Genomic DNA, 21,780 nt, shown 5'->3' with positions numbered 1-21,780 from the left:
AATTTTGAAAAAATAAAAGAAATGGAGATAAGGTATTTACGTCTGATTAAAGCTATTGTGGAGGAAGGGAGCATTACGCGTGCCATTGATAAGCTCCATCTGTCGCAAAGTGCGCTCAGCTACCAGTTGAAGGAAGCTGAAGTACAGCTGGGCACACCTATCTTCTATCGTCGTAATAAGAAACTGATCCTTACTCCAGTTGGCAAAAAGCTGTACAACACTGCTAATCATGTACTGAAGGAAATTGATTCCACAGAATCAGAGATCAAAAAACTGATCTCGGGAGAAACCGGAGTGATCCGGATCAGTACGGAATGCTATACCAGTTATCATTGGCTACCCCCTGTACTCAAAAAATTTAAAAATGAATTCCCTAATGTGGAGGTGCAAATTGTATTTGAGGCTACTCACCGCCCTATTGAGAAACTCATGGAAGGAGAGCTGGACCTTGCCATTACCAGTAACCCTGAATCAAAAGACAAAGTAGAGTACACAGAACTTTTCTCCGATGAAATGTTCGCTGTCGTATCACCACAGCACCATTGGGCAGAGTTAAACTATGTGGAAGCCGAAGATTTTGAGGATGTCAAATTGATTATTCATTCCTTACCACTGGAAACAGTTTCTATATTCAGAAACCTGCTTACGCCCAAAGGGATACAACCCAAAGACCTCATCATACTGCCCCTCACTGAAGCCTCTATTGAACTGGTGAAGGCCAATATGGGAGTGATTGTCATGGCCAACTGGGCACTCAAACCCTACAAAAACCAGGAGATCAAAACGATTAAGATCAACAAACATGGCTTCTTCCGCCAGCAGTACCTGGCAAGGATGGAAGACCGGGACTTTCCCGCTTACTTTGACTATTTCATCAAGTTCCTGAGAGAGGAAATCAGATTTGATGATAATGAAGAAACCAACTGAAAATTTTCTTTTTTAACCATAAATATTTTTACAATGAGTTTACGAATTGGTGACGAAGCACCTAATTTTACCGCGCAAACTACTGAAGGAGAAATTAATTTCCATGACTGGCTCGGTCAGGGCTGGGGCGTGCTGTATTCACATCCCGCTGATTTTACGCCAGTTTGTACTACTGAGCTGGGAAGGACCGCTCAACTCAAAAGTGAGTTTGAGAAAAGAAATACCAAAGTGCTGGCAGTGAGCGTAGACGACCTTGATTCACATAATGAATGGGTGAAAGACATCAACGAAACCCAAAACTGTACCGTTAACTTTCCTATCATCGCTGACTCCGACAGAAATGTGGCAGAATTGTACGGTATGATTCATAAGAACGCATCTGCTACGCTTACGGTAAGGTCAGTATTCTTTATAGGGCCGGACAAAAAAATTAAAGCAACGATCACCTACCCGGCCTCTACAGGAAGAAATTTCCATGAAATACTGCGGGTAATAGACTCTTTGCAATTAACTGCTGATTATAGTGTCGCTACTCCTGCTGACTGGAAAGAGGGAGAAGATGTGGTGATTGCTCCGGCCATTAAAAATGAGGATATTCCTGCCAGGTTTCCCAAAGGACACAGAAAGATCAAACCCTATTTGAGACTTACCCCTCAGCCTAATAAGTAAATGGGTCTGCTGTATTCGTATGGAGAGTTGCCATGATTGGACAGAAGACCGGAGCGGGAAGACTGAAGAAAAGGTTATCATCATTGTTAAAATTTGTGATTTATCTGTTAGTCAATAGATTTCTTTCTTCGTCCTCCCAACTGCACGGTCACCTTCTGTCCTTCCAATTTGACTTCTATTAAATTCTTTGTAGAACCAAGTAAATTTATTTCATCACTCATTCGTAATTCGTAAGAAGGCAATTAACAATGGATTGGAAAGACGGAATTAAGGGAGGGCCATTTAGCTCGGATCAGCTTGACAAGCTTATCAGTGCGTTTTCAGACTTATCTTCTGAGCAGATACAATGGCTAAGCGGATATTTTGCTGGCACTACTAACACATTAGTGCAGCAAACGGCTCCACAAAAAGAGCAAAACCCTTTAGCAGAGAAATCTACTTCAGACCAAGTTTCTTTATTGATACTTTATGGCACGCAGACCGGCAACTCTGAAAAGCTCGCTTTGCACATGGAAAAGTGTGCCGAATCCACTTCTCTGGAAGTGACCGTAAAAAGTATGGCAGAATTTAAGGGTAAAGACCTCAAAAAAGTCACGAACCTTGCTATCATCGTAAGCACGCAGGGCATTGGCGAGCCTCCAGTGCAGGCTGAAGAACTGTACAGTTTCCTCCATAGCAAAAGAGCACCAAAGCTTGACCATATTAAATATACTGTGTTGGCATTGGGCGATACCGGCTACGCGCAGTTTTGCCAGACCGGTAAAGATTTTGACAGTGTGCTGGAAAAGCTCGGGGCAGCGCGAATTTGTAAAAGAGTAGATTGTGACATTTATTATGAAGATGATGCTTCTGCCTGGATAGATTCGGTATTGAAGGCGCTGCAAAAAAGTGAAACGGCAGCCTCTCCTACTCTACTTGTTAACTTTCAACAAAACAGTAATGGACATCAGCAGAAACCACAATACAACCGGAAGAACCCTTTTGAAGCTACGCTTTTAGAAAAGATCAATCTGAATGGCCGAGGGTCTAGTAAAGAAACCATTCACCTGGAAATTGGCCTGGAAGGTTCAGGAATTACCTACAAAGCGGGAGACGCGCTGGGCATTTACGCACACAATTCCGAACGTTTGGTCAGCAGTATTCTGGAATCTTTGCAATTCACAGGCACAGAAGAAGTGGAGACTTACAAAGGTACATCCAGCCTGGAAAACGCATTGACTTACGACTATGAATTAACTCCCTTAACTGCTCTCTCTTTAAACAAATACGCTGAACTGACAGGAAGCAGCAAGCTCAAAAACACATTGGCAGAACCTTCACGTGTGTCTGAATATCTTTACGGAAGAGATATCATAGACCTTTTGAAGGAAACTCCCTCCAAGCTAAGTGCTCAGGAATTAATCTCGGTGCTCAGAAAAAACACAGCCCGGATGTATTCAATAGCCTCCAGTCAGCAAGCTTACGAAGATGAAGTACACGCTTTAGTCTCTGTCATCCGATATCAATCTCATGGAAGGGCCAAAGAAGGATTTTGTTCATCCCACCTGGCTGACCGGCTTACTTTTGAGGATGATAAGCTCAAAGTTTTTGTAGAGGAAAATAACAAATTCCGGCTTCCGGAAGATGAGCAAACGCCCATCATTATGGTGGGTCCGGGTACAGGGGTGGCACCGTTCAGAGCGTTTATGCAACAAAGAGAAATAAGTGGCAGTCCCGGTAAATCATGGCTCTTTTTTGGAGATCGTAACTTTACGACAGATTTTCTCTACCAGACAGAGTGGCTGCAATATCTCAAAGAAGGTATACTCACCAAAGCGGATGTTGCCTTTTCGCGAGATAGTCAGGAGAAAGTCTATGTGCAGCACAAGATGCAGAAGAATGGCAGAGAATTATACGACTGGCTGGAAAGTGGCGCTCACTTTTATGTCTGTGGCGATGCCATCAGCATGGCTAAAGATGTTGAAAAAACATTGAAAGACATCATAAGAACGCAAGGGGATAAAACCACAGATCAGGCGGATGAATATGTAAAATATCTGCAACTGTCCTGTAGATACCAGACGGATGTCTATTAACCCACAACGCTACTTTTTTTAACAGCATTAGAAAATATTATAAATATGGCTGAACAAGACCATCTTTCACAGGAAGAACATATCAAGAAGAACAGTAACTACCTGAGAGGTACCATTCAGGATAGTCTGAAAGACCCTTTGACTGGTTCGCTGGCCCCTGAAGATATCAAGCTCATTAAGTTTCATGGCTCTTATCAGCAACATGACCGGGACCTTGAGCATGAACGAAAAAGACAAAAGCTGGAACCCCTCTACCAGTTTATGGTGAGGGTGAGGGCAGCGGGAGGAATCACCCAGCCTCAGCAGTGGCTGATCCTGGATGAGTTAGCCGAAAAATATGCCAATAATACGCTTAAACTCACTACCCGGCAGTCCTTTCAGTTTCACGGAATTCTGAAAAGAAACCTCAAGACAACCATCAGGTCTATCAATGAGGTGCTGATGACTACAATCGCTACCTGCGGGGATGTGAACAGAAATGTGATGTGTAATCCTAATCCTTATCACTCTCAGGTACATGATGAGGTGTATGAACAGGGAGAAAAGCTGAGCGAGTATTTCAAACCTAAAACCAAAGCCTATTATGAGATCTGGCTGGGCGGAACCCCGCTGGGCGGCACCCCGCTGGATGGGGAGAAAGTTGAGAACACTCCTGACAAAGAGCCTCTATACCAGGAAACTTATCTACCCAGAAAATTCAAAATCGCGCTGGCAATTCCTCCCCGAAATGATATAGATGTCTTTGCCAATGATCTTGGGTTTATAGCCATAGAAGAAGATGGAAAGCTGACAGGCTATAATGTATGTGTGGGCGGAGGATTGGGCAATACTTTGGGTGACGATACTACCTACCCCAGACTTGCTGATGTAATTGGATTTGTCAGGCCAGAGAAGGTAATTCAGGTCGCTGAAGGAGTCATTAGTTTACAACGTGACTATGGCAATCGGGTGGATAGAAAAAACGCTCGCCTGAAATACACCATTGATAATATGGGGCTGGAAGTCTTTAAAGAAAAACTCAATAGCTGGCTGGGCTGGGAATTAGAAAAAGCCATGCCCTTTAAGTTTACCACCAATGGCGATGCGTACGGCTGGTTGAAAGGTACTAATGGAAAGTGGTTTTATACACTTTTTGTAGAACACGGCAGGGTACGTGATGAGAAAAACTATCAGCTCAAAACTGCTTTAAGAGAAATCGCTAAAATCCATAGAGGTGATTTCCGCCTGACAGGTAATCAGAACTTGATTATTGGCAATGTCAGCCAGGCGGATAAAAGAAAAATAGAAAAGATTCTGACTGACTATGGCGTACTCAACCATCCTAAACTTACGGGTTTAAGACTCCACTCCATGGCCTGTGTGGCACTGAATACCTGCGGGTTGGCATTTGCCGAATCAGAACGTTATTTACCTTCTCTGGTGGATAAACTGGACCAGATCATGGAAAAGTATGGTCTGGAAAAAGATGCCATCAATATAAGAATGACAGGTTGTCCTAACGGCTGCGCCCGCTCCTACCTGGGTGAGATAGGCTTTGTAGGCAGAGCACCGGGACATTACAATCTATACCTGGGAGCCAGTCATAATGGCGACCGACTCAATACTTTGTACAAGGAGATGGCAGATGAGAAAACGATTCTGGAAGCCTTAGAGCCCATCATCAAACAGTATGCTGAGCAAAGAGAAGATGCGGAGCATTTCGGTGACTTTGTGCTTCGTAAAGGTATAGTAGAGCCTCTCATAGTAGAAAATAAAAACCGTAATTTATGATAGCTGAAAGCACTTTATGTGTGCATCCTGTCTCAAGTAACAAGCGTAAGGAGCCATCAATCACTTCTCCTATTTACACTTCTACAGCATACTCCTATACGGGCGCTGAAGAACGTTTATACCCGGGCTTTCTTTCTACCTTTAATCAAATTAGATTGGGAGAAGTTATTGCGGGATTGGAAAGAGGAAATTATGGTATTGCTTTTAATTCCGGGATGGCTGCCATTAGCAGTACCATACTTTCTCTTGTGAAAGAAGGTGACCATATTATTTTTTCTCGTGACCTCTATGGAGGCACTTCACAATTTGCCACTGATGAGCTGATTCAGAGAGGTATCTCTTGTGATTTTGCGGAAAATACATTACTCAGTTTTGAGTCTAAAAGACAAAAAAATACGAGAGTCGTCTTTTTTGAATCACCCTCTAATCCATTATTAAATATCATTGACCTTCAGGAGATTGCCCTTTGGTCAAAAAAGCATGAACTAATTACCATCATTGATAATACATTCGCTACGCCCATCAATCAAAAGCCACTCTCATTTGGCATTGACATCGTAGTACACAGTGGCACTAAATATTTGAGTGGTCATAATGATCTTTTATTTGGTGCTACTGTAACAAACAATGCTTTTTATAAAGAATCCATTCTGTCTACCGCTAAACTTTATGGTGGGGCTCTGTCTCCTGCTCTCTGCTATCAGGCTGAAAAGAATATTAAAACCTTAGCTTTGAGAGTCCAGCAACAGAACAGCTCTGCTATGCGGATTGCTTTATATCTGGAAAAGCACCCCAAGATAAAAAAGGTGTATTATCCGGGTCTCAGCTCTCACCCTTCCTACCAGCTTGCAAAAAGGCAGATGTCAGCCTTCGGTGGTATGATATCGTTTGAATTATATGAATCCGCATACTTAGATCAATTCTTAAAAAACCTAAATATCATTCAGCCTGCGCTAAGTTTGGGTGGCGTAGAAAGTCTGATTTGTGTGCCAGCACAAACTTCTCATGCGGCAATAACTAATACTCAAAGAGATTTACTAGGAATTAGTGAGGAACTATTAAGACTTTCAGTAGGTATAGAAAATACTGATGATCTAATTCATGACATTGAGAGCACTTTGCAATGTTTGTAAATATTATTCCAACGAATACAAATGAAGAATAAAAATCCGCTTACCTGTTTGGTAAGCGGATTTCTGCTTTACAAAACGTTAAACTGTTACTTCTTTTTCTTCTTTAACTTTGGGATAATGCTTATCCGAAAGGTCAATCTCATCCTTCAAAGACCAGCCGGTTTTTAGTCCGATTACAAACCAGCCCAGGGCAAGCACTCCTACGGCAAAAATAGTATCGCCAATCACGCGCAGCCAACGGAGGGTATCCATGCCGGGCTGTTGCAAAAACTCAGCAGAACGGGCATACCACAAACCTACTTCCACACTTACCCAGGTTTGTGCCAGTCCAATAGGTAACACACTGATCAGCACCATCAAAGCCAAACCAATATTGATAGACCAGAAGGCAAAACGAATCACGCCATCTTTCCATACGTTACGAGCAGCCAGACCCTTGAGGACAAAAAGCATCAGTCCAATTCCTAAGATCCCATACACCCCAAACAAAGCGGTATGGCCATGGACCGGAGTCGTATTGAGCCCCTGCATATAGTAAAGCGCAATGGGTGGGTTGATCAGAAATCCAAAGATACCCGCTCCTACCAGGTTCCAGAAAGCTACCGCTACAAAGCAGTAGATCGGCCACTTATAGGCTTTGATCCAGTCGGTAGAACGGCTCAGAGAAAGGTTATGATAAGCCTCAAAACCAATCAGTACCAAAGGAACTACTTCCAAAGCACTGAAGGTTGCTCCCAGCGCCAGCACCGCGGTAGGTGTTCCAGAAAAATACAAGTGATGAAAAGTACCTATGATTCCTCCTGACAAGAAAATAATGGTGGAAAATAACACTGTAGCCGTGGCAATATTCGCTTTGATTAACCCCATTCTTACGAACAGGAAAGAGATGACAACAGTAGCGAACACTTCAAAGAAGCCTTCCACCCACAGGTGTACTACCCACCAGCGCCAGTACTCAGCCACCGCCAGATTGGTTTGTCGTCCCCACATCAATCCGGCTCCATAGAAAACAGCAATGGCAATGGATGATATCAGGAACATCGCCAGCATATGCCGGCTGTCTTTCTGTGTTTTGAAAGCGGGCCATATGGCTCTGCCCATTAGGAACAACCAGATGAAAAGACCAGCAAAAAGAAAGATTTGCCAGAACCTACCCAGGTCCACGTATTCATAACCTTGATGTCCAAACCAGAAATTAGCTTCATACCCAAGTTTTTGCATCACACCATACCACTGCCCAGCCAGGGAACCCAACACAATGACAAGCAAGGCACCAAATAAAATATTAACTCCCAATGCCTGGTATTTTGGCTCTTTTCCCGACACCGCTGGCGCAATGAATAAGCCAGTGGCCAGCCAGGAAGTAGCAATCCAGAAGATCGCCAGTTGAATATGCCAGGTGCGGGTAACCGAGTATGGTAAATATTCTGCCAGGGGAAAGCCATAAAATGCTGTTCCTTCAACGCCATAATGTGCTGTTACTGCCCCCAGGATTACCTGTACTACTATCAGTGCCATCACTACCCAGAAGTACTTAAGGGTAGCTCGCATAGATGGTGTAGGCTGAAGCCCCAGCAGCGGATCTTTATCCGGCAGCTCTGAAGGGTCAGGACTCTCTTCATGGTGAGAGGCATAATAATAAGCAAGTAAGCCGATACCAGCCAGCAATAAAATAACGCTAAACCCTGTCCAGAGAATAAGACCACTGGTCGGCTCATTGGCTACCAATCGTTCGGGAGGCCAGTTATTCGTATAAGTTATTTCACTTCCAGGTCTGTTGGTCACACAGGCCCATGTTGCCCAGAAGAAGAAAGCATTCATTTCCTGCATTCTACTTTCTTCCTGGATAGAATTCGCCGGAATGGCATAAGCATCTCTTAGTGCTTCCTGTGCCGGATCATTCATAAACAATCCCGCATAAAAATGGCTGTTATCTTCTATAGCCTGAGCCCTCAAAGATGTAATGGTCAGTGTACCTGATTGAGGATCATAGGTATTTTGCCGCAACTGCTTTTGTAAGCGTGCCCTCAGTGCGGCTTGCTGTTCTTCATCCAAAACATCATAGGCAGAATTATAATCCTGCTTTGCCATTTGGTTCAGCATAAAAACCGCTTCTTTATGCAGCCAGTCAGCAGTCCAGTCAGGAGCTACATAGGCACCATGCCCCCAGATACTCCCTACTTCCTGCCCTCCCATGGACTGCCAAACATTCTGACCATTTTTGATGTCCACTTCAGTGAAAATGGTTTCTCCTTCTTCAGTCACAATCTGTCTGGGTATGGGAGGAGCCTGTCTGTAAATTTCTATCCCATAATACCCCAGCACGGCAAAAGATCCCACCATTACCACGATAAAACCGATCCATAACTTTTTGTACTTCATAATGATAAAAATTAGGTTGTCAAAATATTAAAAAGTGTCTATCAGTATAGACTGGCCGTATCAGGCTTATTCATCTGAAGTTGCTCAATGAATTTAGGAAAGAGGATATTGTTCTCCAAATGCACGTGGGCATAGAGGTCTTCTTCAAATTCAGCCAGCTCCTGATAAAACATTTTGTAAGACTGACAGGCATCATCGGGTAAGGTGTAGTCATTGGTAAGGTTACGAATTCTTTTTATCTCATCACCGGCATCTTCATGTTCCTCATTGAGTTCTTTCAGCAGATCAGCCAGGTCAGTTTCAGATATGCTGACATCTTGTTGATCTAATGCTTTGATCAATGGAAACAGCTTTTCTTCTTCCTTGCGGGTATGCTGTAGAAGTTCCTCATGCAGCTCAATAAAGTCATGATAAATGTCAATCAGCTCAGGATGCTGCTTCCCATGCACTTTGCTTACCTTATCTGCCAATAGATGAATCTGCGGCCCCTGATTTCTGATGTATTCATGGTGGTTATTGACGATGAAGTCGCAGAGCATGGAAAGTGGCCATTTATCGACCCTCAGATTTTGCTTTTCGGTCCGGACCTGCCGGATAGCTTTGTGCACCTCTTCGGGATCTACACCGGCTTTACGGCAGGCATCCTCAAAACTTCTTTTCCCACCACAGCAATAGTCTATTTTCAGTTTGTTGAACACAGTAACAGCCTGAGGGTACTGTTGAACCACATCAGCGACGATTATTGTAGAAGATTGTTTACTGATTTTAATTCGCCACACTTCCGGACCGGCTTGCAGCACTTTCCACTGTAACTGTCCAGGTCGCTCTTCCTGAAACTGATAAAACAGCGGTTTGGGATCATGATCGTTGATAAGCATCAGGCTTTCACCTTCGGAAAGCTTGTCAAAAGATTCAAAAATGAATCTGTGCTTATCTTTTGGGGCGATTTCTCTTACGTCTATCGTACTCATTATCTTAAGGTTATGAATGAATAATGAGTTAAAGATAAAGGAGACGAAGAGCAGAGTTTTATGATTTGAATCACATTGACTCAGAAAAAACTCTCTTTTTCTGGCTAATGTACAGCAAGCCAAGTCCAATAGGCATGATGAGACTCAGATAAAAGAGCAGTTCAAAAAAATAGCTGAATCCGGGCAGACCATTAATATTGAGTAGAGACTGTAGCACCAGCGCCAGTTCACTTAAGATAAAGCCTGTGATAAATATCCACATGCCCAACTGCTGCCTGCGGCTGGATAAGCTTAGCCATCCTTCCAGCGCAAACCAGCCCATCAAAAAGAAAGTGGTGATCCCAATGAAGTTCAGATGCAGATAAGCAATCACCAGGTTTCTTTGCTGGTAAGCCAGATCAGCAATAAAAGGTAAGGCTTCGGCTAACTGCAAGATATTTTTCACAACCAGTGCTATCAGCACCAATAGCCAAAGCGAGGCTACCATTTTACCTAATTTCTTTGTCCACTGTGGACGGACTACCCGCAGGATGCGAAACAGAAAATAAAGACTAAATAACTGAGCAAATGCCGCCAAACCAGCCAATACATAAAGCCAGAGAGGAGGCTGGATCCACAAGACGGAAGAGGCATAAGCGGGTACAGCAGCCCAAGCATTGAGCCAGAAGAATACCTGACCATCCTTCTTAGAATAACCTATATTATTTTTCTCCAGCCAGTAAAAAAACAATCCCATGACGGCTAAGAGAAACCAGCCATTGTACTGAAAATGCAGGTAAAAATAAATCGCCAGATGATACCAATGGGTAGCCGATAAACCATTAGCCATGATAGGTCCCAGGGCAAAAGGCCCAACAGAGGAAATAAGCATCAGAATGATGGCAAAGCGTACGATCACAAATGAAAAGCGATGTCTGCCATTGGGCTGCGTTTCTTCTCTTCTATCCTTCAAGAATCTCCAGGCAAAAAAGTAAGACAAAAAGATATGCAGGGTAGAGACGATGATGCTACCTGCGGCATAACCCTGCATGGGAAAAAGGATCAGCATACCTAATACAGTAAGCTGAAAAGCCCAGAAGAGACGGTTGAAAAGGAGTAGGCGTTCTCTTTTCACATAAGCTGCTACCAGCACCACAAACAAGGCATTGAAAATCCAACCCAGAAAAGCCACATGGGAATGGCCGTGTAGCCAGAATTTATAATTAACTCCCGGCACAGGACTGAGGTAGAAAGAACGCAGAAACACACCCAGTACCGCTACGATAAAGAGAAAAAGCAAAGAAACCCAGGCCCATCTTTTAAACAGCTTTTGGCTCGTTACTACTCCTGCTTTTGGCATGGACTGAGTAAATGGCATGGCTTAAGAAGTGGTTTTAAGCGTTTTCATCTTGAAGCGAAAAATATCAGCAATGCTTTGTGCCTTCAGACGGGCTTCCTCAGCTTTTCGTCCGGCAAAATGCTCGTCCAGCGTCTGCATAAACAGACCCAGCCAGCGATCAAAATGCTCTCCTTCAATGGGCAGAGGCAGGTGTTTGTCAAAAGGGCTGCCTTGGTATGCATTTTCTCCCAGCAGCAGCTTGGCCCAGAAGTCATACATTTTGGGGAGGTGTACTTCCCAATGTACCTGTGCTACCTCATTAAAAATAGGAGCCAGCAGTTCATCCTGATTAACTTTGTTATAGAACTCATCCACCAGCAGGCGAATGTCGGCTTTATCCTGTATATCTTTCATGACAATATCTTTTTTGGCAGCTGAGTAGCCGCTTTGTTTTTAAGTTTTGACGAACAGCAATAGTTCCTATGCTGAGGAGGTAAGCGAAAATAAGAAGACCATTGAACAAGCCACTCCATTGATGCAGCTCATAAATTCCTCCTATACTGCCGGTTATGCGCAAGGCCAGGCTGAGTTGTAATCCTAAGAGCCAGAGGTAAAGTATGGGGTGGTATGGTTTAGCAGAAAGCTTCAGTACGCCCGGCAAGATGATAGGTCCATGCGCGAAGATCATGGAAAAAACGAAACCGATAAAGAAGCTATGCAATACGGCATCGTAGTAAAAATCGCTGAGCAGGCAGAGCGCTCCGCAAACTATCAGCCAGAAGTAGCCACAGAGCAGAGAAGCTGCCACAAATTTGGTCAGCTCTTCTTTTCTGATGCTGATCCGCGCAATGTCGTAGCGATACAGCCATACTCCCATCAGGATCAATCCACTTCCAAAAACCATTCTGCCCATACCATGAAAGGGAAATACCAACCCCAGCAGAAAAATAGTGATTGCCAGCAGGAAGCTATTGCTTTTGAATTTAGAATCTGGCAAAAAGCGGCTGAGTTCTAAGCGCTCTCCGGCGATGGTAAGCAGCAAAAAGGCTATCCACCAGCTTACAGCCAAGGGGTACAGTTGAGATTTAATTAACAGTAGATTGCCAATCAGCCAGCAAATAGCCCCGGCGATCATCACCAGCATATGCCTTTCCTCATGACGCTGGTAGAGGTAATATAGCATGATTGCATAACCCAGGCTGGCAGCAGCTAAGAGCACATAGGCTACTAGGCTCAGATGTGTCAGAAAGAAAAAGGTACTGATACCTGAAAGCAGTGGGGTCAGGTAAGCCCAGTTTTTTTTGATGACCACGGCTCTTTCCAGGCTGATCAAAGTACCCAGGAAGCTACCTACCATCATGGCGCCATGCTCTCCCGCATTCACAGAGATCGGAAATGAAATGCCTAATCTTAGCCAACCCGCTGTCGTGGCGACCAGCAGCGCCAAAGCAACCAGCGGTAAAATAAAATAAGGATTTTTCATGGCTGCTTAATTTTTGTCTTGCAGGCTTATTAATTAAAACCTTCGTTTCAAAACTAATGCTGCCTTTCCTAAACAATTATGATCTAAGTCATATTCCTCAAAAATCTCTGCGGTTGGCAGTTTTACTTGCTCCCCACAGAGGAATCAGTGTCCAGAACATAGAGCAAAGCAAAGCCAGCACAATACCCAGAGAAGTGCCAAAGAATTTATTAAACACAGCTCCGGTATAACCCAATAGTGCCGAGATATCCAGCTTGAGCATCATCAGGATACGGGAAAGGTCTACCGGATTAAAAAGGGTAAAGGCAATGGCAAATTTTTCTACCGGATAATCCTCAAAGGCCAGGAGTAAGAGTAGAAATATTCCGTCGTACAGTACCGCCATGAACAACCAGACCAGCAGCGCCAGGCCGAAGCCTTTCACTCTGTTTTCATTTTTGAGTGAAATCCAGAAGGCAATGGCGGTAAAAATAAAGGTCAGCAGTATGCCTGTGAGCAGCAGTGTGAAGAAATTCCATATCTGAGCAGAAACGAAGATTCCATACAACAGAAATGGAAGGCCAATACCCAGCAACAAGCTCAGGGAAAGGGAAAGCGCCAGTCCCAGATACTGTCCTCCAAAAATAGAAGTGCGGCGTATAGGTTGGGCCAGCAACAGTTCCACAAATTCCCGGCTGCTGTAGTAGTAAATCACGCCAAACATGATACTGACCAGCGGACTCAGCACGATCAGGATATTCATCAGGCTGATGATGGCTTTGGATAAGTCATTGCTGAAGTACAGCAGACCGGCAGCACAGAGCAGGTAGAACAGAAAATAAATGATGCTCCAGCGGCTCCGCATCAGATCAAAGAAGGTGAATTTGAATATTTTTAACATTTTAATTACAAATTGAAAATTGGAAAATTAAAAATTCAGTAGTTCTGAGAAGAAACACGATTAATCGTGTTCGTACTGAATTTTGATTTTTTATAGGGATTCATCAATCATTCATCATTAAAACGCTTTCTTTTTTTTTGAGTAGCATTTGGGCGATGGCATGCTCAAGGTCTACCTCACCGCTTTGCCTTACCAACTCCTGAAGGCTGCCTCTGAAGTGGATATGTCCTTCCAGCAGAAAGACAATTTCATCGGCCAGCGTTTCCACCAGGCTCATGATGTGGGTAGTGAGAATGATTGTTTTGCCAGCCTCTCTTTCTCTCAAGATCATCTCTTTCAGCCGGATCATGGCCACCGGATCAAGCCCTACGGTAGGTTCATCCAGGATGATGACGGGATTGTCAAACATCAGGCTGAGCAGGATATTGACCTTTTGCCGGGTGCCACCGGAGAGGCTTCTCAACTTTTTGTCAAGAAAACTTTCCAGTTCAAAAGCTTCTATAATCTCGGCCTCATAGACCGCTTGTTGCTGCCGGATGTCTTTTACCATACTTATGAGTTCCTGTACTTTCAGGTTTTCAGGGAAGCGGGCGATCTGGGGCAGGTAAGCAATCTTTTGACGATACAGCCACTCTTTCCGAATCTTTTTTCCATCAAGATAGATTTCCCCTTCGTCAGGATGTACCAGGCCGAGTAGGCTTTTGATGAGGGTGGTCTTGCCCGAGCCATTGGGTCCGAGAATGGCAAAAATGCCTCCCGAACTGATATCCAGGTCTACGCCTTTAAGCACCTGATTGGGTCCAAAGGATTTATATAATTTTTTGATCGTAATCATGATACTGGTTTCATTAAAGGTGCGGGATCTACCAGGTTTTGCGGGGTAATAGCCGGAGCCACTTTTTCAGCAAAATTGATGATGTCTATGAAAAGACTCCGCAACAGAATGATAGAAGGCTGCACCCGGTTGATGACATAAGAAAACAGCTTGACCGGATGGTAGGGCACATCCCCCACACCGTCTTTGTCCAGGTCATAGCCGCTGTATTCGCTCCAGTAGTTGCTTTCGTAGGTGTTGTAATTGTGCTGACTGTTCGTAGACAGATCAAAAGTATTGGACAGAAAGTTGTTTTTTGTAAACACATTGCTGTCGCAACTGCCGGAGATACGCAGTGCCCATCCGTTTCTCCTGAAGTTGTTATGGGCAATCTGACAACGGTTAGCCCCTTCAGCATAAATGCCGCTGGTATTTTCGGTAAATTCATTGTAAGTGATCTCGCTGTCAAAAATTTCTTTGAGCAATAGGCCATAGGAGGCACTTCCCCAGTTTTTTTCAAAGACGTTGCGCTGCATGTTGATTTGCTTAGAAAACATGACCGCTACGCCCGCTCCATTGTTGCGGAAGGTATTACGCAGGTAGTTGTCGTAGTTAGAAAACATAAAGTGCAGGCCGTAACGCAGATTGCCTTCACTTACATTCTCGGCTATGCTACTGTAGTTGACAAATTCCAGATAAATTCCATCCCGATGGTTTTTGACGATATTATTTTTGATGGCGATACTATCACAGTACCAGAGGTGGATGGCATTGCCGGAGGAAGCTTCATTTTCCGCATTGCCAATAATTTCGTTGTCTGACACAGTACATTGAACAGATTCTTCCAGCATTATTCCGAAGAAGGTATTCATGAGTTGATTGCTACGGATGGTACTTCCCCGGCTGTTGTTGAGCTTGATTCCCGCCTGATCTTTAAGATAGCTGATCCCTACATTCTGAATTTTGAATCCAGTTACTGTTACAGAGTCAGCGGTGATAGTTAAAATTTCGTTCTGGTTTTCTCCATCCAGCACCGGAAAGTCCTGACCCAATAGTACCAGGGGTTTGTCAATGATGATATTCCCTTCTTGGTAGATACCTTTTTTTACCACTATCGTATCACCGGCACTGGCAAACTGTATGGCTTCGGTGAGAGATGTAAGCCGATGCTCTGCACCCACATAGATGGTTTGTGCATGTACTACACCTAAACTCAAAAACGCGAGCAGCCATATATTCAGCAAAGCTTTCATGATTATTCCTCACTTTCTTCTCTGGTTTGTACTTGCGGATCAGCCAAGGGCCAGAAGGTATCAAACTGTGTGTTAAGTTCTTCCCAGCTGTAGAGTTCCCCTCCCTTTTCCTGTTGAAACTGCTGCGCGATTTCCTTATTCTGAAAGGCAGTCATGTTCAGTCCCATAGGACTGGGCATCTGGTCAGTCTTCAAATAGTGCGCTTCCTGAGCATTGATCAATACTCCCGGTTCTATAAAACCGGTGACGAGATAGTATTCTATATCTTCACGTGCAAGCTGATCAGTTTCGTAAAAGTTGACCATACATTCTATGGCGTCAAACTTAAACACCTTGCCTTTGGTAGAAACAAGCTCGCTACCGTAGCGCTGGTCTACGATGGTCATCTGGCAGAAGTGGCAATGATCCTCACCATAGATGATAGGTTGAGGCTCTGCGGAGCATCCGCAAAAAAACACTATAAGTGCCAGCACAGCAAGGGCGGTTTTTTGGATAACTTTATTTTTTTTGATATTTCTCCATTTCAGCCAACTGGCTGCCAGGCCCAACACCATTGCCAATCCCAGAAACATGCTTCCCCAATGAGGATATGAGTAGGCGTCAAAATTCAGAAGCATTTTTTGTCCAAACAGGGGCGGTTGATAGACCATACCTGGTATTTTGATGGGCGCATTAGGATCAAGGTTATGACCATAATCATATTCCCAAAGGTAAAAGTCGTAGATTCCAAGTACGCCCAGTATAATCAGTATTATACTCCATGCCAGAAACCCCTGCCTTTTGTTGACAAAGAAAAGTATAACGCCCAGTACAGTCATTGTCACTACGATATTGGGGAAATACTGCAGTTCAGGAATAGAATCTGGCTCTATATACTTCATGCCGATATAGTGGTTCAGTATGTTGATGTTTTGCAAAACTGATTCACTGTTGCCTGATATCTGGTTGATCCAGATGTACATGGTGATGCCATCGGGATACTGAGGGGCAAAGAGTGTGATCTGCCATAAAGGAAAAGCAAATAGCAAGAGCAAGCCCAAAGCTCCGGTCAAAAGCAATATTCTTGGTAAATTTTTCATGGCTTTAGCTTTTCGATGAACAGAAAAGCAGGCTTCCCATTTAGGGAAGCCAATGCTCTTATTATCTGTTTCCGGTTTTCCAGTTCAGCGCCACATTACTTCCTTTAGGGGAAACCCTGGCGTAGCCCTGCATTTCCTGGTGTAGTGCGGAGCAGAAGTCTGTACAGTAGAAAGGGTACACACCTGCTTTCTGGGGCTCCCAGAGTAGCGTTTCGGTCTGTCCGGGCATCACCAGCAACTCAGCATTATTGGCACCCATGATGCTAAGTCCGTGAGGTACGTCCCAATCCTGTTCCAGGTTGGTCAGGTGGAAATACACTTTATCACCTACTTCTAAACCTTCAATATTGTCAGGAGCAAAGTGGCTGCGGATGGAGGTCATGTACACGTGCACTTCATTACCGTTTCTCTCCACCCTGGCCTCATTTTCCTTTTTAGCAGCATGAGGGTGATGATTCTCTGACAGCTTAAAGGTTTTGACAGATCTTGGGGCCACTAGCTCGGCAGGCAGTGCCTGTGCGTAGTGCGGCTCACCGATGGTCGGGAAGTCCAATAGCAATTCCATTTTATCGCCGGAGATGTCATAAAGCTGGGCAGAGTGTGCCAGTTCCGGACCGGTAGGTAGGTAACGGTCTTTAGTAATCTTGTTCAAAGCGACCAGGTACTTGCCAAAAGGTTTTTGTGAGTCGCCACCGGGAATCATCAGGTGGCCGATAGAATAATAGCTGGGCACACGGTCTACCACTTCTTTATTATCCAGTTTCCATTTCACCACTTCAGAAGAGATGAAGAAAGAAGTATAGGCATTGCCTTTGCCGTCAAACTCAGTATGCAAAGGGCCAAGACCGGCCTGCTTAACAATGCCATCCAGCACAGATTCGTATTTGAGCACGGGAATCCCATCAATGGTGGTTTCAAAGTCTTCGTTTTCAATGGCCTGCACCATTTTGCTAAAGGAGTGTACTGACATATCTGCTGACAATTTACCGTTACCCACGATATATTCTCCGGTAGGATCAACATCCACTCCGTGGGGTGACTTAGGTGTAGGCAGGAAGTATACCAGTCCGGGACATTCTTCCGGAATCAGCACTTTCACAGAGTTCTTCTGGGTGGCAGTAGCAGAATGGGTCTCATCGCTGTACTCATTGTTATAGTAAGAAGCTGGCATTTCTTTGGCTTTGCCCTGTGCCAGGTATTCCTCTGCTTTTTTCCAGTTGACTGCTGCGATGAAGTCCTTGTCATTTTGTGAGGCATTGATCTCTTTCAAAGTAGCAGCTTGTTCAGTATTGTAAGTGGTAAAGAATACCCATCCGTGTGATTTGCCTTTACCGGCATGTGCCAGGTCATAATCGTAGCCGGGCACCAGTACTTGAAAAGCTACATCCATGTCACCACTTTCCTGATCCACACTGATAAAGCTCAGCGACCCTTTAAACTTCTCCTGATACTCATCCAGTGCCACATCTTCATTAGGGATAGGTACGCTGAAGCGGGTACCAGCTACCACGTATTCAGAATTGGCGGTAATAAATGGAGAAGAGTGGTTACCTCCGGAGTTTGGAATCTCAATGATCTCAGCAGTTTCAAAAGTGCTCAGATCTACCCGGGCAATGCGGGGCGTATTATTACCATTGATGAAAATCCAGCGGCCGTCAGGCACTCCATCAGTCTGGGAGAGTTCAGGGTGGTGGGCATCATCCCAGGGCACAAAACCATAAGAGGTCTGTAGCATGGGCTTGGTTTCTTCATTATAGCCGTAGCCCTTTTCAGGGTCTTGAGAAAAAACGGGAATTACTCGAAACAACCTGCCGGAGGGTAAGCCATACACACTGATCTGTCCGCTAAAACCACCAGACATAAAAGCATAAAACTCATCATGGTTGCCGGGGGCTACATACACTTTGGAGGCTGCGTTGGTGACGCTCATGACGCCTCCGGAATCGTTGTTTGGGCCCTGAGGAGTACAGGCAAAGGTAAAAGCTGCACTCAGGATTATTTTTGCGTATTTTTTTATAATTTGCGTATTTTTTTATAAAAGATATCATGACGTTTACTGATTTGATGGTTATTGTTTTATTTCACTTCATCTACAGAACGGAAGTATTCCAGTATTTTCCTAGCCTGTTCGCGACTAATATTTTGATTTGCCATTGGGGATAAATATTCTGCCAGCAGGGCTTTTGCAATGGGGTCTTTCTCTACCATTTCGTTAGGGTTCATGATCATATTCATGATCCATTCGGGAGAGCGACGGGCAGTAAGCTCTTTCAATGCTGGGCCGATATAGCGCTCTTCTATTTTGTGGCAGGCAGTACAGTTTTCTTCAAAGATAGCCTTGCCTTCAGCAGCCATCGCTTCATCTAACGGCTCCAGGTCCACATGATCTACCGGGCCGACACCCTTATTATCCATAGGGTCGATCAATTCCTCAGTCAGCTCTTCTGTATTTTCCTGTGTCTGTTCAGTGTTATCAGATGCAGTGGATGCATTTTCGTTTCCGGCATTGCTACCACAGCCAAAGATTAGTGCGCTGAATAGCAGGCTCAGTACCAGGTTTCCGGTGAATTTTAGTACTTTAGGTGTATTGTTGAGGGTTTTCATAACGAATCTTATTTTGTTGTTTCAAAAGTAGGAGGGCCTGGAGTGTAGTGTTTATGATTTGAATCATATAGCGCTGATAAGGCTTATTTTTTTTAATTTTATGGGATACCTTTAGCCGTTTTAGACTTAATATTTTTTAAAGAAGGTGAAGCATGGGCATGATAGAAGCCGAAATACTGAAGAAATACGGAGCCAGAGAAAGCAGTTTCAGTAAAGATGAAATGCTCTTTATGGAAGGGGAAAGAGCGCTGTATTACTGGCAGATTGTACAGGGCAGTGTCAAAATGGTCAATTTCAGCCCTGATGGACAGGAGTTTACACAGGGTATTTTTCATGAGGGTGAAAGCTTTGGTGAACCGCCCCTATTTTCTGACTTTGACTACCCCAGCAATGCTGTTGCCGTGGAAGATTCGGTGCTGCTGAAACTTTCCAAAGAAAACCTCATCCAACTGCTGAAGGAGAATTTTGATATCCACTGGATGATTACCAGTACGCTCAGCAAACGCCTACAGTACAAAGCCATGATCATGCGGGAAATGTCCAGCCACCCTCCTGAGCACCGCATCCTAACGCTGATTGATTACCTGAAACATGAAGAATCGCAGGAACATGAGGGTGAGCAGTACTACGAAGTACCACTTACCCGGCAGCAGATCGCCGACATGACAGGGCTAAGGGTAGAGACTGTCATCCGAAGCATCAAAGCACTGGAGGAAAAAGGTAAAGTAAAAATTATCAGGAGGAAGGTCTATAGAAAAAGATAAGCCATCTCACAGCTGTCCAAAACGGTTTTCAACTAAAAAGAAGGTATTACTAAATGCAATTATTGGACAGCTGCGATCTTTATATTTTACTTTAGCTCAACTTTGCTTCCGTTGGAAATAATCATAGCAATGTCTTTGGTATTCTGAATGTCCAGCAATGGATTAGAGCTGAGCAGAACTAAATCAGCTTCTTTCCCTTTCTCAATCGTACCGATACGATCTTCAATTTTTAAGAGTCTAGCTCCGTTAAGCGTAGCCATTTTTAAGATTTCAGCATGAGTTAATCCACAATCGGCTAATAACTGTAGTTCCCGATGAAAGCTTTCACCTGGGATAATCCAGGGATTATTACTATCTGTTCCGGTGGTGAGTAAAATACCCTGATCATGCAACATTTTAACAAACTTCTGTACCTTGGGCCAGACCTTCTGTGCCTCTGCAAAGTCTTGTTCTGTCCACCCGAGATTAAAATTGAAGATTGTCTGCCAGTTCTCTACCATTTTGTCTGGAAGTACGCCGAGTAGCTCATGAGTTTTATAGGCTGAAATATTGCCGAAAAAAGTTGCGTGGAATACAACCAATGTTGGATCAACTGAAGTTTTGTTTTTCTTTAGAGTGTTGAGCAGCTCTGAGATCTTTTCACTTTCAAGATCCACATATTCAAACCATTTATAAAATGCCTTGCTACCCATAAGCACATTTTGGTGGTAGCTCGCCTTGTGTTCATCCGGAATGTAGATATCGCTTCCGGGGATAATATGAACAATATTATCAAGGCCTAGATTGGATGCTTCAGTCCAGGAGGTATTATGCAGGTGTGCAATCGTTTCCAGATTAAGCTTATGCGCTTCCTGGATACCCGCTTCTAGTAGCTCAGGCGGTAAGGAGGTGTAGAACTTGATAAAGTCTACTCCAGCCGCTTTCTGTTTTCTTACTTCCTCCACCATATCACTTTTTGACTTTACCTGGGCTACCAAATTGGTAAACTGGGTAGTGTCTATGATGCTACCCGCTACGAATAGTTCGGGCCCCAGTATTTTTCCAGAAGCAATATTTTCTTTTACATGAACAGTCACTTCGGTAAGACCGCCGGGGTCTCTACTTGTGGTTATACCATGTTTCAAGAGTAAACTTGCAGTAATTTTGGGTAGTTCATCTGCTAAATTCATTCCAATGATGGGCTGGTTATCAACTACCGATACTTGCACCTCCCCCATGGCCATATGCACATGAGTGTCTACAAAACCCGGCAACAAATATTTACCTGTACCGTCAATGACTTCTACATTATCCGGTTTCTTCTCATGTTGCTGATGAGCTGAAATTTCAGAGATAAGACCATCCTTGATAAAGATATCCATGTTCTCCTTTACCTGACCGTTTTCTACATTGATCACATTTGTGTTTTTGATCCATATACCCTGTCCGTAGGCTTTACACAAAATGCTAGCAACTACCACCAAAACTATCAGTGTTTTTTCTATTATCATGATTGTTTAATTTATGTGTTGACAGGATTAGTAACTCATAGTAATGATTCTTTACATAAAGAATAATTTTTTCAAAAAATGTAAAGAATATCCTCCTGCTGATACTAATTGGCTGCAAAGGCTAATGCACAAAAGATGACTTCTCAAAAGAAAAAGGAACGGTTTAAC

18 protein-coding genes are annotated in these 21,780 nt (G+C 43.9%); 6 read left to right on the top strand and 12 right to left on the bottom strand.

The features are described 5' to 3' along the window. The first annotated feature begins 21 nt into the window (after positions 1-21). From WJR50_RS25700 to WJR50_RS25680, 5 genes are all read left to right on the top strand, one after another. Entirely contained in the window at positions 22-927 is a 906-nt protein-coding gene (locus WJR50_RS25700) for a LysR family transcriptional regulator (RefSeq protein WP_341296175.1), read from the top strand. A 33-nt stretch (positions 928-960) separates the two neighbouring features. Next, on the top strand, positions 961-1,596 hold the full coding sequence (locus WJR50_RS25695; protein WP_341296174.1) for a peroxiredoxin: 636 nt from the start codon (positions 961-963) through the stop codon (positions 1,594-1,596). Between the two features lie 248 nt (positions 1,597-1,844). Continuing rightward, on the top strand, positions 1,845-3,671 hold the full coding sequence (locus tag WJR50_RS25690) for an assimilatory sulfite reductase (NADPH) flavoprotein subunit (protein WP_341296173.1): 1,827 nt from the start codon (positions 1,845-1,847) through the stop codon (positions 3,669-3,671). 45 nt (positions 3,672-3,716) lie between these two features. Next, a complete protein-coding gene (gene cysI, locus WJR50_RS25685; RefSeq protein ID WP_341296172.1) occupies positions 3,717-5,441 on the top strand; it encodes an assimilatory sulfite reductase (NADPH) hemoprotein subunit in 1,725 nt (574 codons plus the stop codon). Further along, a complete protein-coding gene (locus tag WJR50_RS25680) occupies positions 5,438-6,574 on the top strand; it encodes a trans-sulfuration enzyme family protein (protein WP_341296171.1) in 1,137 nt (378 codons plus the stop codon). The genes cysI and WJR50_RS25680 overlap by 4 nt, the downstream gene beginning before the upstream one ends. Before the next feature lie 78 nt (positions 6,575-6,652). Here the strand turns inward: WJR50_RS25680 and WJR50_RS25675 are convergent, their stop codons facing one another. The 11 genes from WJR50_RS25675 to WJR50_RS25625 all read right to left on the bottom strand — a co-directional run bounded on the left by WJR50_RS25675 (position 6,653) and on the right by WJR50_RS25625 (position 19,358). Beyond that, positions 6,653-8,956: a nitric-oxide reductase large subunit gene (locus WJR50_RS25675; protein ID WP_341296170.1), complete on the bottom strand. Its 2,304-nt coding sequence runs from the start codon at positions 8,954-8,956 to the stop codon at positions 6,653-6,655. Between the two features lie 41 nt (positions 8,957-8,997). Then, positions 8,998-9,927 carry an iron-sulfur cluster repair di-iron protein gene (gene ric / locus WJR50_RS25670; protein WP_341296169.1) on the bottom strand — a complete coding sequence of 310 codons (930 nt, stop codon included), beginning with the start codon at positions 9,925-9,927 and terminating at the stop codon, positions 8,998-9,000. 70 nt (positions 9,928-9,997) lie between these two features. Beyond that, a complete protein-coding gene (locus tag WJR50_RS25665) occupies positions 9,998-11,284 on the bottom strand; it encodes a hypothetical protein (protein WP_341296168.1) in 1,287 nt (428 codons plus the stop codon). A gap of 3 nt (positions 11,285-11,287) precedes the next feature. Next, positions 11,288-11,659, bottom strand: coding sequence for a group III truncated hemoglobin (locus WJR50_RS25660; protein ID WP_341296167.1), 372 nt, complete (start codon positions 11,657-11,659; stop codon positions 11,288-11,290). Further along, positions 11,640-12,728 (bottom strand): DUF8744 domain-containing protein, encoded by a 1,089-nt coding sequence (locus tag WJR50_RS25655; protein ID WP_341296166.1) that lies wholly within the window; start codon positions 12,726-12,728, stop codon positions 11,640-11,642. Before WJR50_RS25655 ends, WJR50_RS25660 begins: the two co-directional genes overlap by 20 nt. Before the next feature lie 97 nt (positions 12,729-12,825). Next, positions 12,826-13,608, bottom strand: a complete 783-nt coding sequence (locus WJR50_RS25650) for an ABC transporter permease (RefSeq protein WP_341296165.1) — start codon at positions 13,606-13,608, stop codon at positions 12,826-12,828. A gap of 103 nt (positions 13,609-13,711) precedes the next feature. Next, positions 13,712-14,443: an ABC transporter ATP-binding protein gene (locus WJR50_RS25645; protein ID WP_341296164.1), complete on the bottom strand. Its 732-nt coding sequence runs from the start codon at positions 14,441-14,443 to the stop codon at positions 13,712-13,714. Continuing rightward, positions 14,440-15,675, bottom strand: a complete 1,236-nt coding sequence (locus tag WJR50_RS25640) for a nitrous oxide reductase family maturation protein NosD (RefSeq protein WP_341296163.1) — start codon at positions 15,673-15,675, stop codon at positions 14,440-14,442. Before WJR50_RS25640 ends, WJR50_RS25645 begins: the two co-directional genes overlap by 4 nt. Positions 15,676-15,677: 2 nt before the next feature. Continuing rightward, entirely contained in the window at positions 15,678-16,754 is a 1,077-nt protein-coding gene (locus WJR50_RS25635; protein ID WP_341296162.1) for a nitrous oxide reductase accessory protein NosL, read from the bottom strand. A 61-nt stretch (positions 16,755-16,815) separates the two neighbouring features. Beyond that, on the bottom strand, positions 16,816-18,684 hold the full coding sequence (gene nosZ / locus WJR50_RS25630) for a Sec-dependent nitrous-oxide reductase (RefSeq protein ID WP_341296161.1): 1,869 nt from the start codon (positions 18,682-18,684) through the stop codon (positions 16,816-16,818). 146 nt (positions 18,685-18,830) lie between these two features. Beyond that, entirely contained in the window at positions 18,831-19,358 is a 528-nt protein-coding gene (locus tag WJR50_RS25625; RefSeq protein WP_341296160.1) for a c-type cytochrome, read from the bottom strand. Positions 19,359-19,510: 152 nt separating this feature from the next. Here WJR50_RS25625 and WJR50_RS25620 point away from each other — a divergent pair, with 152 nt between their 5' ends. Then, positions 19,511-20,122 (top strand): Crp/Fnr family transcriptional regulator, encoded by a 612-nt coding sequence (locus WJR50_RS25620; RefSeq protein ID WP_341296159.1) that lies wholly within the window; start codon positions 19,511-19,513, stop codon positions 20,120-20,122. Between the two features lie 86 nt (positions 20,123-20,208). Here WJR50_RS25620 and WJR50_RS25615 read toward each other — a convergent pair whose 3' ends face one another. Then, a complete protein-coding gene (locus WJR50_RS25615; RefSeq protein ID WP_341296158.1) occupies positions 20,209-21,612 on the bottom strand; it encodes an amidohydrolase family protein in 1,404 nt (467 codons plus the stop codon). Positions 21,613-21,780: the final 168 nt, after the last annotated feature.

Source organism: Catalinimonas locisalis (assembly GCF_038039535.1).
Lineage (GTDB): Bacteria > Bacteroidota > Bacteroidia > Cytophagales > Cyclobacteriaceae > Catalinimonas.
The sequence above is the reverse complement of the archived record's forward strand: the minus strand, read 5'-3'. Positions and strand labels throughout refer to the sequence as shown.

What these genes read in the sequence shown, in the direction of transcription:
- WJR50_RS25700 (WP_341296175.1), top strand. Translation starts at nt 22, where the DNA reads ATGGAGATAAGGTATTTACGTCTGATTAAAGCTATTGTGGAGGAAGGG.
- WJR50_RS25695 (WP_341296174.1), top strand. Translation starts at nt 961, where the DNA reads ATGAGTTTACGAATTGGTGACGAAGCACCTAATTTTACCGCGCAAACT.
- WJR50_RS25690 (WP_341296173.1), top strand. Translation starts at nt 1,845, where the DNA reads ATGGATTGGAAAGACGGAATTAAGGGAGGGCCATTTAGCTCGGATCAG.
- cysI (WP_341296172.1), top strand. Translation starts at nt 3,717, where the DNA reads ATGGCTGAACAAGACCATCTTTCACAGGAAGAACATATCAAGAAGAAC.
- WJR50_RS25680 (WP_341296171.1), top strand. Translation starts at nt 5,438, where the DNA reads ATGATAGCTGAAAGCACTTTATGTGTGCATCCTGTCTCAAGTAACAAG.
- WJR50_RS25675 (WP_341296170.1), bottom strand. Translation starts at nt 8,956, where the DNA reads ATGAAGTACAAAAAGTTATGGATCGGTTTTATCGTGGTAATGGTGGGA.
- ric (WP_341296169.1), bottom strand. Translation starts at nt 9,927, where the DNA reads ATGAGTACGATAGACGTAAGAGAAATCGCCCCAAAAGATAAGCACAGA.
- WJR50_RS25665 (WP_341296168.1), bottom strand. Translation starts at nt 11,284, where the DNA reads ATGCCATTTACTCAGTCCATGCCAAAAGCAGGAGTAGTAACGAGCCAA.
- WJR50_RS25660 (WP_341296167.1), bottom strand. Translation starts at nt 11,659, where the DNA reads ATGAAAGATATACAGGATAAAGCCGACATTCGCCTGCTGGTGGATGAG.
- WJR50_RS25655 (WP_341296166.1), bottom strand. Translation starts at nt 12,728, where the DNA reads ATGAAAAATCCTTATTTTATTTTACCGCTGGTTGCTTTGGCGCTGCTG.
- WJR50_RS25650 (WP_341296165.1), bottom strand. Translation starts at nt 13,608, where the DNA reads ATGTTAAAAATATTCAAATTCACCTTCTTTGATCTGATGCGGAGCCGC.
- WJR50_RS25645 (WP_341296164.1), bottom strand. Translation starts at nt 14,443, where the DNA reads ATGATTACGATCAAAAAATTATATAAATCCTTTGGACCCAATCAGGTG.
- WJR50_RS25640 (WP_341296163.1), bottom strand. Translation starts at nt 15,675, where the DNA reads ATGAAAGCTTTGCTGAATATATGGCTGCTCGCGTTTTTGAGTTTAGGT.
- WJR50_RS25635 (WP_341296162.1), bottom strand. Translation starts at nt 16,754, where the DNA reads ATGAAAAATTTACCAAGAATATTGCTTTTGACCGGAGCTTTGGGCTTG.
- nosZ (WP_341296161.1), bottom strand. Translation starts at nt 18,684, where the DNA reads ATGAGCGTCACCAACGCAGCCTCCAAAGTGTATGTAGCCCCCGGCAAC.
- WJR50_RS25625 (WP_341296160.1), bottom strand. Translation starts at nt 19,358, where the DNA reads ATGAAAACCCTCAACAATACACCTAAAGTACTAAAATTCACCGGAAAC.
- WJR50_RS25620 (WP_341296159.1), top strand. Translation starts at nt 19,511, where the DNA reads ATGGGCATGATAGAAGCCGAAATACTGAAGAAATACGGAGCCAGAGAA.
- WJR50_RS25615 (WP_341296158.1), bottom strand. Translation starts at nt 21,612, where the DNA reads ATGATAATAGAAAAAACACTGATAGTTTTGGTGGTAGTTGCTAGCATT.